The sequence below is a fragment of the Pseudomonas sp. TE6283 genome (assembly GCF_054060555.1).
The window spans coordinates 35,665-48,285 of record NZ_JBSSDH010000008.1 but is presented as its reverse complement, the minus strand read 5'-3'; the positions used below and the strand labels follow the sequence as shown (position 1 = coordinate 48,285).

The following is a 12,621-nucleotide window of genomic DNA, read 5'->3' as shown; positions in this document are numbered from 1 at the left end:
TTCCTGGATCAGAGGGGAAAGGCGAGCGTCCTGACGCCCGCCGAAGGGTTGTCAGTCGATGTATTCGAACAGCTTGACGATCTTCTGCACGCCCGATACGCCCTGCACCACGTTGGTGGCGGCGTTGGCCTCCTGCTGGCGGACCAGGCCGAGCAGATAGACAATGCCGTTCTCGGTGATCACCTTGATGCGCGAGCTGGGAACGCTCTCGTCGGTCAGCATCTGGGTCTTGATCTTGGTGGTCAGCCAGGCGTCGTTGTTGCGCGCCAGAATCGACGATGGCTGCATCACCTGCAGCTCGTTATGCACCTTCTTGACCCGCTGCACCTGGCCGGCGGTCTGCTCGGCAAGGGACTTGAGGTCAGCGCGCGGTGTCTGGCCGGCAAGCAGCACCACGCCGTTGTAGCTGCTGACGACGATGTGCGAACCCTTGTCCAGCTCCGGGTTGGCCTTGGCGATGTTGACCGAGACCTTGGTCTCGATCAGCGAGTCGTCGATCTTGCTGCCGATGGTGCGGGTGCCGCGGTCGTCCTCGATCGGCGAGTTACGGGTCGAGGTCAGCACGGAACTGCAGCCGGAGACACCCAGGCACAGGGTTAGGGCCATCAGGCCGAGACGCTTGGAGATCATTCTTCACTCCCGAACAGTTGGCTGTCGATCAGGTCGCACAGACAGTGGATCGCCAGCAGGTGGACTTCCTGGATGCGTGCGGTCACGCTCGAGGGGACGCGGATTTCCACGTCCTCGGGCAGCAGTAGCGAGGCCATGCCGCCGCCGTCGCGCCCGGTCAGGGCAACGACGATCATTTCGCGGTCATGGGCGGCCTGGATCGCCTGGATCACGTTGGCCGAGTTGCCGCTGGTGGAGATCGCCAGCAGGACGTCGCCGGGCTGGCCCAGGGCGCGGATCTGCTTGGAGAAGACTTCGTTGTAGCTGTAGTCGTTGGCGATCGAGGTGAGCGTGGAGCTGTCGGTGGTCAGGGCGATGGCCGGCAGGCTCGGGCGTTCACGCTCGAAGCGGTTGAGCAGTTCCGATGAGAAATGCTGGGCGTCGCCGGCCGAGCCGCCGTTGCCGCAGGCGAGCATCTTGCCGTCGTTGAGCAGGGTGTTGACCATGACCAGGCTGGCCTGCTCGATGTAGGGTGCCAGGATGTCCATTGCCTGTTGCTTGGTGTCGATGCTGTTCTGGAACAGTCGGCGGATTCGGGATTGCATGTCCATCTGGGTGACCTTAAGAGGGGCGGTGGCCTTTGCTACGCGCAACAGTGACCAGCCCGCGAAACATAGAGCTAGAAAATCGAATTGGGTTCAGCATTCGAAGGCGTTTTTCAGCCATTGAAGCGGTTGCCCCGCATGCCCCTGGCCCTGCAGGGCGACAACGTCGAAACGGCAGGGGTGGGTGGCCCAGCAGGGCGCTTGCTGCAGGAAGAGGTTGGCGGCCAGCGCCAGTCGCTGCTGCTTGCGCCCATCGATACTGGCGAGCGCTCCGCCGAACTCCGCATGCAACCGGTAGCGGACTTCGACGAATACTACTGTATCGGCATCGAGCATGACCAGATCGAGCTCGCCCCGCTTGCATCGCCAGTTGCGCGCCAGCAGCCGCAGGCCTTGCCCCTGAAGGTATTCAAGGGCGTGGTCCTCGGCGGCCTGGCCGGCGCGGTTGGGCGATGCGCCGGGCATCAGCGCGGCGTGTCCGGCAGGCGCTTGACCTGGCCACCGGCGAACTCGGCCCACGGCAGCTGGCGCTCGACGCGCTGGCTGGCGTTCATGCTCAGACTGCCCGACAGGCCCTCGACGCGGTTGTCCGGCAGTGCCTTGAGCTGGCCCAGGCGTGGCGCCAGGCTATAGGCGTCGACGCCCATGGCATACAGGCGGCCGAGGCTGCCGGCGGCCTGCGGCCACTGCTGCACGACCTGCTGGCGCAGGCTGTTGGTGGTGTCCAGCAGCCACGGCGTTTCGCAGAAGCGGATGCCGTTCATGTCGTTGTACTGGTTGACGTCGCCGCTGGCGCTGTACAGGTTGGAGGTGGCGTAGACCGGTACGTCGCCGGCGTACTGGAAGTTCAGCGTCGGCTTGATCTGCTGGGCTTGTTGTGGCGTCGAGGCGAGGAAGATGAAGTCGATGTCCTGGCGACGCGAAGGCTGGGCGGCGATGTTGCCGCCGACGGTGCTCTGCAGGCTCTTGGCGCGGCCTTCGCTCTGGCGCAGCTGGAACAGGTCGGCGATCTGCTGGGCGAGGGCAACCGGCTGGGCGATGCGCTGGGCGCTGATCAGGGTACCGCCATTGCCTTCCCAGTCCTGGCGGAAGGCGGCGAGCACGCGGTCGCCCCACTCACCGCTCGGCACCAGGGCCACGGCGCGGACCATGCCGTCGGCGCGCGCGCGGCGGGCGACTTCGCGGGCTTCGTCCTCGGCGGCCAGGCCGAACTGGAACAGTTGCGGTGGGGCTTTCTGGCCGGCGTCGGCGTAGTTCAGGGCCAGGGTGGTGATGGGCAGTTGCGGGTAGGCGGCGAGTTTCTTGACCAGCGGTTTTTCCAGCGGGCCGACCACCAGTTGCACGCCAGTGGCCTGGGCCTGGCGGTAGAAGTCATCCAGCGAGGTGATGCGCGAGCTGTCGAACACCTGTACGGCGGGGGCCGGCTGGCCACCTTGCTGCGCCTGGAAGTGGGCGGCCATGAAGCCGTCGCGCAGGGCGCGGGCGACACCGGCCAGCGGGCCTTCCTGGGGCAGCAGCAGGGCGATCTTGGTCAGTGGTTGGCTGGCCAGTTCCTTGAGTTTGACCAGGGCGGTCGGCAGTTGCCTGGCCGCCGGGTGCTCGGGGTGTTGCTGGCGCCAGGTGTCGATGGCGGCCTGTTGCTGCTCCAGGGTGCCGGCGCGCTTGACGGCGAGGGCCAGGCTGGTCCAGCCGGCCAGGGTCTCGTTGGCGGCGGGCTGTTGCAGCTGTTCGGCGGGCAGCGATGCAACCAGAGCCCAGGTGGCGTCGTTGTTGGCGGCGGCGGCCTGCTCGCTGAGCAACGGCGCCAGCAGCACGCGCTGCTGGGCGGCAGCCAGGGCCTGGCCGTCGGCCTCGAGGGCGGCGGCGTGGACGCTGTAGGTGCGAATCTGCTGCTCAGCCGGCAGTTCGCCGACGCGTTGCAGGCTCGGGTGCGCGAGGGCGGTCAGGGCGGCCTTGGGCTGGTTGCGGCTCATGGCCAGTTCCGCGGCCAGGGTCGAGGCGAACACCTGCTGGGCGGGCTTGAGCGGTTCCAGTTGGACCTGCTCGAGGATCCGGGCCGCGCGCGGGAAGTCCTTGTGCTTGTATGCCAGGTCCGCGGCGCTCAGGCGCAGCAGGGCCGCGTCCTCGGCGGACTTGCTGGAGGCCGCCTTCTCGAGCAGTTGCTCGATGCTGGCGTCCGGGGTGCGTGGCAGTTCGCCCAGGCTGGATGAGGGCGAGCTGGCGCAGGCTGCCAGCAGGGCAGCGAGGCAGAGGGCTGTGAGCAGCCGCAGACAAGCGATCATGTAAAGGTCCTGTTACTCGATCAAGTTGGCCGGCAATTGTACCCAAGCGGGGGGCGGGGCGCGATCTCGTCGACACTGATCCTTCACTATAGGTGGCCGCCGGCAGCGCCGGGGTGAAGTTCTTTGCGCCCTGTTACCGGCGCTCGGGCTACAATGGCGACCTTTGATCCGAAAAGCAGGTGTGCGCAGTGACTGATGTTGCAGGGGTTCCGAAATCCACGTTGGGCAAGCTTTACGTCGTCGCCACGCCCATCGGCAACCTCGACGACATGAGCGCCCGGGCGTTGAAGGTGCTGGCCGATGTGAGCCTGATCGCCGCCGAGGACACCCGTCACTCGGTGCGCCTGCTGCAACACTTCGGCATCGACACGCCGCTGGCGGCCTGCCATGAGCACAACGAGCGCGACGAAGGCGGGCGCTTCATCACCCGTCTGCTGGCCGGCGATGATGTGGCACTGGTGTCCGACGCCGGCACGCCATTGATTTCCGACCCGGGCTATCACCTGGTGCGCCAGGCGCGTGCCGCCGGTGTGCAAGTGGTGCCGGTACCCGGTGCCTGTGCGCTGATCGCTGCGCTGTCGGCGGCGGGGCTGGCGTCGGACCGCTTCATCTTCGAGGGATTCCTGCCGGCGAAGGCCGCCGGGCGCCGGGCGCGTCTGGAGCAGGTCAGGGAAGAGTCGCGCACGCTGATCTTCTATGAGGCGCCGCATCGTATTCTTGAGTGCCTGGAAGACATGGAGGCGGTGTTCGGTGGCGATCGTCCGGCGGTATTGGCCCGCGAGATCACCAAGACCTTCGAGACCCTGAAAGGGCTGCCCCTGGCCGAGCTGCGCGCGTTCGTGCAGGGCGACAGCAACCAGCAGCGCGGTGAGTGTGTTGTGCTGGTGGCGGGCTGGAGCGCGCCGGAGGGCGATCAGGCCATCAGCGCCGAGGTCCAGCGCGTGCTGGACTTGCTGCTGGCCGAGTTGCCGTTGAAGAAGGCCGCGGCTTTGGCGGCCGAGATTACCGGTGTGCGCAAGAACCTGCTCTACCAGTTGGCGCTGGAAAAACAGAAATCCCATTAATGGCGTAATGATATTATTTGTTGCATCGCTTGTTCTTGGGCGCGGCTACCGGTAACCTTGGCGGCGGAGAGTCGATCGGACAGTCGCTGCCGTCTTTTGTTCCGCAAAAGTCGGGGGAGGAAAGTCCGGGCTCCATAGGGCAGAGTGCCAGGTAACGCCTGGGAGGCGCGAGCCTACGGAAAGTGCCACAGAAAACAACCGCCTAAGCACTTCGGTGCCGGTAAGGGTGAAAAGGTGCGGTAAGAGCGCACCGCACGGCTGGCAACAGTCCGTGGCTAGGTAAACCCCACTCGGAGCAAGACCAAATAGGGTTCCATACGGCGTGGCCCGCGTCGGAACCGGGTAGGTTGCTAGAGGCGTCCAGTGATGGCCGTCGTAGAGGAATGACTGTCCTCGACAAAACCCGGCTTACAGATCGACTCTCCACCTTTTCCCTCCCTGCTTGAATCGATAGCAGAAGCGCCCTGGTAATACCGAAAAATTCTTACTCTTAATAAATCACTTTAACTTCGCACTCTATCCGCTTGAGTGTGTTTGATTTTTCCCGTCAGTTTTCTTCTTCGGCAATCCTTCCACCTTCCTTTGTTGAGCTAAATCGCCGTCCTGTAAGGGATTTCCCTATGAACGTGCCTTGACGGTGTGGCGGGCGGATTCCTATAGTGTGCGCAAGTGGCAGAAAGTGGGATGAAGTGGGTTTTCTGACACAAAAAAGCTAACATTGTGGGGAATCGCAGCCGTGTTCCGCGGAGCCAACGCCGTCAGCCTCGATGCCAAGGGCCGTCTCGCCATGCCGAGCCGGTACCGTGACGAGCTCGATTCGCGTTGCAATGGTCAGTTGATCGTGACCATCGACGCCGTTGACCCCTGCTTGTGTGTTTATCCCCTCGACGAGTGGGAGCAGATAGAAGCCAAGCTGCGCGCCTTGCCGTCGTTGCGTGAGGAAAACCGTCGCCTGCAGCGTTTGCTGATCGGCAATGCGGTTGACCTGGAACTCGATGGCAGTGGGCGTTTCCTGGTGCCGCCGCGCCTGCGTGAGTACGCCAAGCTGGACAAGAAGGCGATGCTGGTGGGGCAGTTGAACAAATTCCAGCTGTGGGACGAGGATGCCTGGAACGCGGTTTCGGCAGCCGACCTTGCAGCTATTCAACAACCGGGCGCCATGCCCGATGATTTGCGTGACCTGATCCTGTGACCATAGATAGCGGCTTCAACCACATCACCGTCCTCCTCGACGAAGCCGTCGAGGCCTTGGCTCTGCGCGCCGACGGTTGCTATCTGGACGGCACCTTCGGGCGTGGCGGCCACAGCCGCCTGATCCTCAGCAAGCTCGGGCCGCAAGGGCGGCTGCTCGGGTTCGACAAGGATCCACAGGCGATTGCCACCGGGCAAGCGCTAGCGGCCGAAGACGGCCGCTTTGTCATTGTGCAGCGCAGCTTTGCCGAGCTGGGTGCCGAGGTGGCCGAGCGCGGCCTGGCAGGCAAGGTCAGCGGCATCCTGCTTGACCTGGGCGTGTCTTCGCCGCAGCTTGATGACCCGGAGCGTGGCTTCAGTTTCCTCAACGACGGTCCGCTGGACATGCGCATGAACCCGGACCAGGGCATCAGTGCCGCCGAGTTCGTTGCCACTGCTCCGGTCGAGGAAATCGCCCGCGTGTTCAAGGAGTATGGCGAGGAGCGTTTCGCCGGGCGCATGGCGCGTGCCGTGGTCGAGCGTCGCGAGAAGCAGCCGTTCACCCGTACCGCCGACCTGGCCGAGGTGCTCAAGGTCGCCAATCCGGCTTGGGAGAAGGGCAAGAATCCGGCCACTCGAGCGTTCCAGGGGCTGCGCATTCACGTCAACAATGAACTGGGTGACCTCGAGACGGGCCTTGAAGCCGCGCTCGATGCCCTCGAAGTGGGTGGCCGCCTGGCGGTGATCAGTTTCCACTCGCTGGAAGACCGTATCGTCAAACTGTTCATGCGCAAGCTGGTCAAGGGCGAAGCGGACAACCTGCCGCGCAACCTGCCGGTGCAGCACAAGACCTTCGAGCCGAAGATCAAGCTCATCGGCAAGGCGCAGTTCGCCTCCGAAGCCGAACTCAAGGCCAATCCGCGGTCGCGCAGCGCCGTGATGCGGGTGGCGGAGAAGTTGCGGTGAGCCGGCTGTTTGCCAAGCCTTTGCCAGGCGGAAGCTTCCTGATGCTCCTGCTGTTCGTCGCCGTCCTGATTTCGGCCATTGCCGTTTCCTACAGTGCCCACTGGAACCGCCAACTGCTCAACACCCTGTACGGTGAGTTGAGCGAGCGCGACAAGGCCCAGGCCGAGTGGGGGCGACTGATCCTCGAACAAAGCACCTGGACCGCGTCCAGCCGTATCGAGAGCCTGGCCTCCGAGCAGCTCAAGATGCGCGTGCCCGCCGCTGACGAAGTGCGGATGGTGGCGCCATGATGAAGCTCGAGGGCGCGCTCTACCCTTGGCGGTTCAGGGTGGTTATCGGCTTGCTGGCGCTGATGGTCGGTGCCATCTGCTGGCGCATCATCGACCTGCAGGTGGTCGACCGTGACTTCCTCAAAGGCCAGGGTGATGCCCGCAGTCTGCGCCATATTCCCATTCCTGCGCACCGTGGCCTGATCACCGACCGCAACGGCGAGCCGCTGGCCGTCAGTACCCCGGTCACCACCTTGTGGGCCAACCCCAAGGAAATGCAGGCGGCCAAGGATCGCTGGCCGCAACTGGCCGCCGCGCTGGGGCAGAACCCGCAGCAGCTGACCGAGCGCCTGACCCAGCAGGCCAACAAGGAATTCATCTACCTGGTCCGTGGCCTGACCCCGGAGCAGGGCCAGCACGTGCTTGACCTGAAGGTGCCGGGTGTCTACGGCCTGGAAGAGTTCCGTCGTTTCTATCCGGCAGGCGATGTCACCGCGCACATGGTCGGCTTCACCGACCTGGACGACCATGGTCGTGAAGGCGTCGAGCTGGCCTACGACGAGTGGCTCGCGGGAGTGCCCGGCAAGCGGCAGGTGATCAAGGACCGGCGTGGTCGGCTGATCAAGGATATCCAGGTAACCAAGAACGCCAAGGCCGGCAAGACCTTGGCGTTGTCGATAGACCTGCGCCTGCAATACCTGGCTACCCGCGAACTGCGCAACGCGATCGCCGAACAGGAAGCCAAGGCCGGCAGCCTGGTGATCATGGACGTCAAGACCGGCGAGGTCCTGGCCATGGTCAACCAGCCGACCTACAACCCGAACAATCGCCGCAGCATGTTCCCGGCGGCCATGCGCAACCGGGCGATCATCGACGTCTTCGAGCCGGGCTCGACGGTCAAGCCGATCTCCATGAGTGCTGCGCTGCAGAGCGGCCGCTGGAAACCCACTGACAAGGTCGAGGTGTATCCGGGCAGCTTGCAGATCGGCCGCTACACCATCAAGGACGTGTCCAGAAGCGAGGGCCCGATCCTCGACCTGACCGGCATCCTGATCAACTCGTCCAACGTCGGCATGAGCAAGATCGCCTTCGATATCGGTGGCGAGGCCATCTATCGGGTGATGTCCCAGGTCGGCCTGGGCCAGTACACCGGACTCGGCTTCCCGGGAGAGCGCGTCGGCAACCTGCCCAACCACCGCGAGTGGCGCAAGGCCGAGACCGCGACCCTGTCGTATGGCTATGGCGTGTCGGTGACCGCCCTGCAACTGGTGCATGCCTACGCCGCGCTGGCCAACGACGGCAAGATGGTGCCGCTGTCGATTCTCAAGGTCGACAAGGTGCCGGAAGCGGTGCAGGCCATCCCCAAGGAAACCGCCGAAACCGTGCAGGCCATGCTGCAGCAGGTGATCGAGGCGCCACGTGGGGTGTTCCGCGCCCAGGTGCCGTTCTATCACGTGGGTGGCAAGTCGGGTACCGCGCGCAAGGCCACCGTCGGTTCCAAGGGCTACACCGAGAACGCCTACCGTTCGCTGTTCGCCGGCTTCGGCCCGATGAGCGATCCGCGCTACGCCATCGTCGTGGTCATCGACGAGCCGAGCAAGGGCGGTTACTTCGGTGGCCTGGTCTCGGCCCCCGTATTCAGCAAAGTGATGTCGGGCACCCTGCGCCTGATGAACGTACCGCCGGACAACCTGCCGCCTTCGACGCAGCAAGCCAGCGCAGTACCCGCCAAGGGAGGGCGAGGTTGATGACGATGCCATTGAGCAAACTGTTCGCCCATGCCAGCCGCGATCCGTTGATCCGCGAGCTGACCCTGGACAGCCGCGCCGTGCGCCCGGGCGACCTGTTCCTGGCCGTGCCGGGGGCCAAGGTCGATGGTCGTGCGCATATTGCCGATGCGCTGGCTCGTGGCGCCGCCGCAGTGGCCTATGAAGAGCAGGGCGCCAGCGTGCTGCCGCTCACCGATGCGCCGCTGATTCCGGTCAAGGGCCTGATCGGCCAGCTGTCGCAGATCGCCGGCCGCTTCTATGGCGAGCCGAGCCGTCAGCTCGACCTGGTCGGCGTGACCGGCACCAATGGCAAGACCAGCGTGACCCAACTGCTGGCCCAGGCGCTTGACGCCCTGGGCAACCGCTGTGGCCTGATCGGTACCCTCGGCACCGGTTTTTATGGCGAGCTACAGAGCGGCCGCCTGACCACGCCGGACCCGATCGCCGTGCAATCGACCTTGAATGACCTGAAGAAGGGCGGGGCCAAGGCCGTGGCCATGGAGGTATCCTCCCATGCGCTCGAGCAGGGTCGGGTTGCCGCGCTGGACTTCGATATTGCGGTGATGACCAACCTGTCCCGCGACCACCTGGACTACCACGGCAGCATGGAGGCCTACGAGGCCGCCAAGGCCAAGCTGTTCGCTTGGTCGAGCCTGCGTGCTCGGGTGGTCAACCTGGATGATGACTTTGGGCGTCGCCTGGCAGATGCTCCTGCCGCATCGCGCCTGATCAGCTACAGCCTGCAGGATTCGGCGGCGTCGCTGTTCTGCAAAGAGGCAGCCTTCAACGATGATGGCGTGCGCGCCGTGATCGTCACCCCGCAGGGCGAGCATGTCTTGCGTAGCCGCCTGCTGGGGCGTTTTAACCTGAGCAACATGCTGGCGGTGGTAGCCACGCTGATGGCGCTGGATTACCCGCTGGACGAAATTCTCAAGGTCACCCCGCAACTGCAGGGGCCGGTCGGCCGCATGCAGCGCCTGGGTGGCGGAGACAAGCCGCTGGTGGTGGTCGATTACGCCCACACCCCGGATGCCCTGGAAAAAGTACTCGAAGCCCTGCGCCCGCACGCTCACGGCAAGCTGCTGTGCCTGTTCGGCTGTGGTGGCGATCGTGACGCTGGCAAGCGCCCGCTGATGGCTGAAGTGGCCGAGCGCCTGGCCGACCGAGTGCTGGTCACCGACGACAACCCGCGTAGCGAAGATCCCTTGCGGATCTTCGACGATATTCGCCCCGGTTTCGCCAAGCCTGCTGCCGTCGCGTTCGTCGCCGGCCGTGGCGCGGCCATTGCCCAGCTGATCGCCAGTGCCAGGGCCGACGACGTGATCGTCCTGGCTGGCAAGGGGCACGAGGATTACCAGGAGATCAATGGCCAGCGCCATGACTTCTCCGACCTGGTCGAAGCCGACAAGGCACTTGCAGCCTGGGAGGCGCCACATGCTTGAGCCGATGATCCTCAGCCAGCTGACCGGCGCCCTGAATGCGCGTCTGGCAGGCGCCGACGCCAGCTTTACAGGCGTGAGCATCGACAGCCGCAGTGTCGTCGCCGGCCAACTGTTCGTCGCCCTGACCGGGCCGCGCTTCGATGGCCACGACTACCTGGCTGACGTGAAGGCCAAGGGCGCGGTCGCCGCACTGGTCGAGCGCGAGGTCACCGGTGTCGACCTGCCGCAGTTGCTGGTCGCCGACTGCCGCGTCGCCCTCGGCCAGCTCGGCGCGCTGAACCGTGCCGCCTTCGACAAACCGGTGGTGGCCATCACTGGTTCCAGCGGCAAGACCACGGTCAAGGAAATGCTCGCCGCGATCCTGCGTACCCGCGGTCCGGTGCATGCCACCCGGGGCAACCTGAACAATGACCTCGGCGCACCGCTGACCCTGCTCGAGATCGCTCCGCAGCACAGCGCCGCGGTGATCGAGCTGGGCGCCTCGCGCATCGGCGAGATCCGCTACACCGTCGGCCTGACCCGGCCGCAGGTGGTGATCATCAATAACGCCGGTACCGCCCACGTCGGCGAGTTCGGTGGCCCTGAGAAGATCGTCGAAGCCAAGGGCGAGATCCTCGAAGGCCTGGGCGAGGGCGGCACGGCCATCCTCAACCTGGCCGACAAGGCATTCGAAATCTGGCGCAAGCGGGCGGGCAATCACCACATCTTCAGTTTCGCCCTGGACAACCCGCAGGCGGACTTCCATGCCAGCGACATCGGGCGCGACACCCGTGGCTGCCCGTCGTTCACCCTGCACGGCCCGGACGGCAGCGTCCCGGTGCAGCTGAACCTGCTCGGCACCCACAACGTCAGCAACGCCCTGGCCGCCGCCGCCGCCGCCCATGCCGTTGGTCTGAGCCTGAGCGGCATCGCCGCCGGCTTGAACGCCGTGCAGCCGGTCAAGGGCCGCACCGTGGCGCAGATCGCGCCGAACGGCGTGCGAGTCATCGACGACAGCTACAACGCAAATCCCACCTCGATGTGCGCCGCCATTGATATACTCGCCGGCTTTTCCGGACGCACCGTCCTGGTGCTCGGGGATATCGGCGAACTGGGGCAATGGGCCGAGGAAGGCCACCGCCAGGTGGGTGACTATGCACGCGGCAAGGTCGACGCGCTGTACGCGGTGGGCACCAACATGGCCCATGCGGTCAAGGCGTTCGGCGCCAATGGCCGCCATTTCGCTACTCAAGCTGAGCTGATCGCTGCCGTCGGCGCCGAGAATGCCAGCGACACCACTATCTTGATCAAGGGCTCGCGCAGCGCTGCGATGGAAAACGTCGTGGCCGCACTGTGTGGTGCCAGCGGGGAGAAACATTAATGCTGCTGCTGTTGGCTGAGTATCTGCAACAGTTCCACAAGGGCTTCGCGGTCTTCCAGTACCTGACCCTGCGCGGGATCCTGGGCGTGCTGACCGCGTTGTCCCTGGCCCTGTGGTTGGGCCCGTGGATGATCCGTACCCTGCAGATCCGCCAGATCGGTCAGGCCGTGCGTAACGACGGCCCGCAATCGCACCTGTCCAAATCCGGCACCCCGACCATGGGCGGTGCGCTGATCCTGTCGGCCATTGCCATCAGCACCCTGCTGTGGGCCGACCTGACCAACCGCTACGTGTGGGTGGTGCTGATCGTCACCCTGGCGTTCGGCGCCATCGGCTGGGTCGACGACTACCGCAAGGTGATCGAAAAGAACTCCCGTGGCCTGCCGAGCCGCTGGAAGTATTTCTGGCAGTCTGTGTTCGGCCTGGCCGCGGCGATCTTCCTGTACAAGACCGCGCCGACCAGCGTCGAGACCACGCTGATCATCCCGATGCTCAAGGACCTGGCGATTCCGCTGGGCGCCGGATTCATCGTGCTGACCTATTTCGTCATCGTCGGCTCAAGCAACGCGGTCAACCTGACCGACGGCCTCGATGGCCTGGCGATCATGCCGACGGTGATGGTCGGCGGTGCCCTGGGCATCTTCTGCTACCTGTCGGGTAACGTGAAGTTCGCTGAATACCTGCTGATCCCTTACGTGCCGGGCTCGGGCGAGCTGATCGTGTTCTGCGGCGCGCTGATCGGCGCCGGCCTGGGCTTCCTGTGGTTCAACACCTATCCGGCCCAGGTATTCATGGGCGACGTCGGCGCCCTGGCGCTGGGCGCGGCCCTGGGCACCATCGCGGTGATCGTCCGCCAGGAAATCGTCCTGTTCATCATGGGCGGCGTGTTCGTGATGGAAACCCTGTCGGTGGTCATCCAGGTGGCTTCGTTCAAGCTCACCGGCAAGCGCGTGTTCCGCATGGCGCCGATCCACCACCACTTTGAACTCAAGGGTTGGCCCGAGCCACGGGTGATCGTCCGCTTCTGGATCATCACCGTGATTCTGGTGCTGATTGGCCTTGCCACCCTGAAACTGAGGTAAACG

At 64.8% G+C, this 12,621-nt stretch carries 12 protein-coding genes and 1 other RNA gene; 9 read left to right on the top strand and 4 right to left on the bottom strand.

The features are described 5' to 3' along the window. Positions 1-51: 51 nt before the first annotated feature. From ACVWZ5_RS13100 to ACVWZ5_RS13085, 4 genes are all read right to left on the bottom strand, one after another. Positions 52-630 (bottom strand): BON domain-containing protein, encoded by a 579-nt coding sequence (locus ACVWZ5_RS13100; protein WP_062364064.1) that lies wholly within the window; start codon positions 628-630, stop codon positions 52-54. Further along, positions 627-1,220 (bottom strand): phosphoheptose isomerase, encoded by a 594-nt coding sequence (locus tag ACVWZ5_RS13095; protein WP_028689752.1) that lies wholly within the window; start codon positions 1,218-1,220, stop codon positions 627-629. Before ACVWZ5_RS13095 ends, ACVWZ5_RS13100 begins: the two co-directional genes overlap by 4 nt. Positions 1,221-1,307: 87 nt before the next feature. Then, complete coding sequence (locus ACVWZ5_RS13090; RefSeq protein ID WP_062575076.1) at positions 1,308-1,679, bottom strand: YraN family protein; 372 nt, start codon at positions 1,677-1,679, stop codon at positions 1,308-1,310. Continuing rightward, entirely contained in the window at positions 1,679-3,496 is a 1,818-nt protein-coding gene (locus ACVWZ5_RS13085) for a penicillin-binding protein activator (RefSeq protein ID WP_457340665.1), read from the bottom strand. The genes ACVWZ5_RS13090 and ACVWZ5_RS13085 overlap by 1 nt, the downstream gene beginning before the upstream one ends. Before the next feature lie 188 nt (positions 3,497-3,684). Between ACVWZ5_RS13085 and rsmI the strand changes: the two genes are divergently transcribed. The 9 genes from rsmI (at position 3,685) to mraY (ending at position 12,618) form a co-directional block, all read left to right on the top strand. Further along, positions 3,685-4,560: a 16S rRNA (cytidine(1402)-2'-O)-methyltransferase gene (gene rsmI, locus ACVWZ5_RS13080; protein ID WP_062575075.1), complete on the top strand. Its 876-nt coding sequence runs from the start codon at positions 3,685-3,687 to the stop codon at positions 4,558-4,560. A 67-nt stretch (positions 4,561-4,627) separates the two neighbouring features. Next, positions 4,628-4,987, top strand: an RNA gene (gene rnpB, locus ACVWZ5_RS13075) — RNase P RNA component class A. Positions 4,988-5,296: 309 nt separating this feature from the next. After that, entirely contained in the window at positions 5,297-5,752 is a 456-nt protein-coding gene (mraZ, locus tag ACVWZ5_RS13070; protein ID WP_011535546.1) for a division/cell wall cluster transcriptional repressor MraZ, read from the top strand. Continuing rightward, on the top strand, positions 5,749-6,696 hold the full coding sequence (rsmH, locus tag ACVWZ5_RS13065; protein ID WP_062575074.1) for a 16S rRNA (cytosine(1402)-N(4))-methyltransferase RsmH: 948 nt from the start codon (positions 5,749-5,751) through the stop codon (positions 6,694-6,696). The genes mraZ and rsmH overlap by 4 nt, the downstream gene beginning before the upstream one ends. Further along, positions 6,693-6,986, top strand: coding sequence for a cell division protein FtsL (gene ftsL, locus ACVWZ5_RS13060; RefSeq protein WP_028689746.1), 294 nt, complete (start codon positions 6,693-6,695; stop codon positions 6,984-6,986). Before rsmH ends, ftsL begins: the two co-directional genes overlap by 4 nt. Beyond that, positions 6,986-8,713 carry a peptidoglycan D,D-transpeptidase FtsI family protein gene (locus tag ACVWZ5_RS13055; protein ID WP_167388432.1) on the top strand — a complete coding sequence of 576 codons (1,728 nt, stop codon included), beginning with the start codon at positions 6,986-6,988 and terminating at the stop codon, positions 8,711-8,713. Before ftsL ends, ACVWZ5_RS13055 begins: the two co-directional genes overlap by 1 nt. Next, positions 8,713-10,176, top strand: a complete 1,464-nt coding sequence (locus ACVWZ5_RS13050) for a UDP-N-acetylmuramoyl-L-alanyl-D-glutamate--2,6-diaminopimelate ligase (RefSeq protein WP_096049407.1) — start codon at positions 8,713-8,715, stop codon at positions 10,174-10,176. The genes ACVWZ5_RS13055 and ACVWZ5_RS13050 overlap by 1 nt, the downstream gene beginning before the upstream one ends. After that, positions 10,169-11,536 carry a UDP-N-acetylmuramoyl-tripeptide--D-alanyl-D-alanine ligase gene (locus ACVWZ5_RS13045; RefSeq protein ID WP_457340664.1) on the top strand — a complete coding sequence of 456 codons (1,368 nt, stop codon included), beginning with the start codon at positions 10,169-10,171 and terminating at the stop codon, positions 11,534-11,536. The genes ACVWZ5_RS13050 and ACVWZ5_RS13045 overlap by 8 nt, the downstream gene beginning before the upstream one ends. After that, positions 11,536-12,618, top strand: coding sequence for a phospho-N-acetylmuramoyl-pentapeptide-transferase (gene mraY / locus ACVWZ5_RS13040; protein WP_062575070.1), 1,083 nt, complete (start codon positions 11,536-11,538; stop codon positions 12,616-12,618). Before ACVWZ5_RS13045 ends, mraY begins: the two co-directional genes overlap by 1 nt. Positions 12,619-12,621 lie beyond the last annotated feature (3 nt).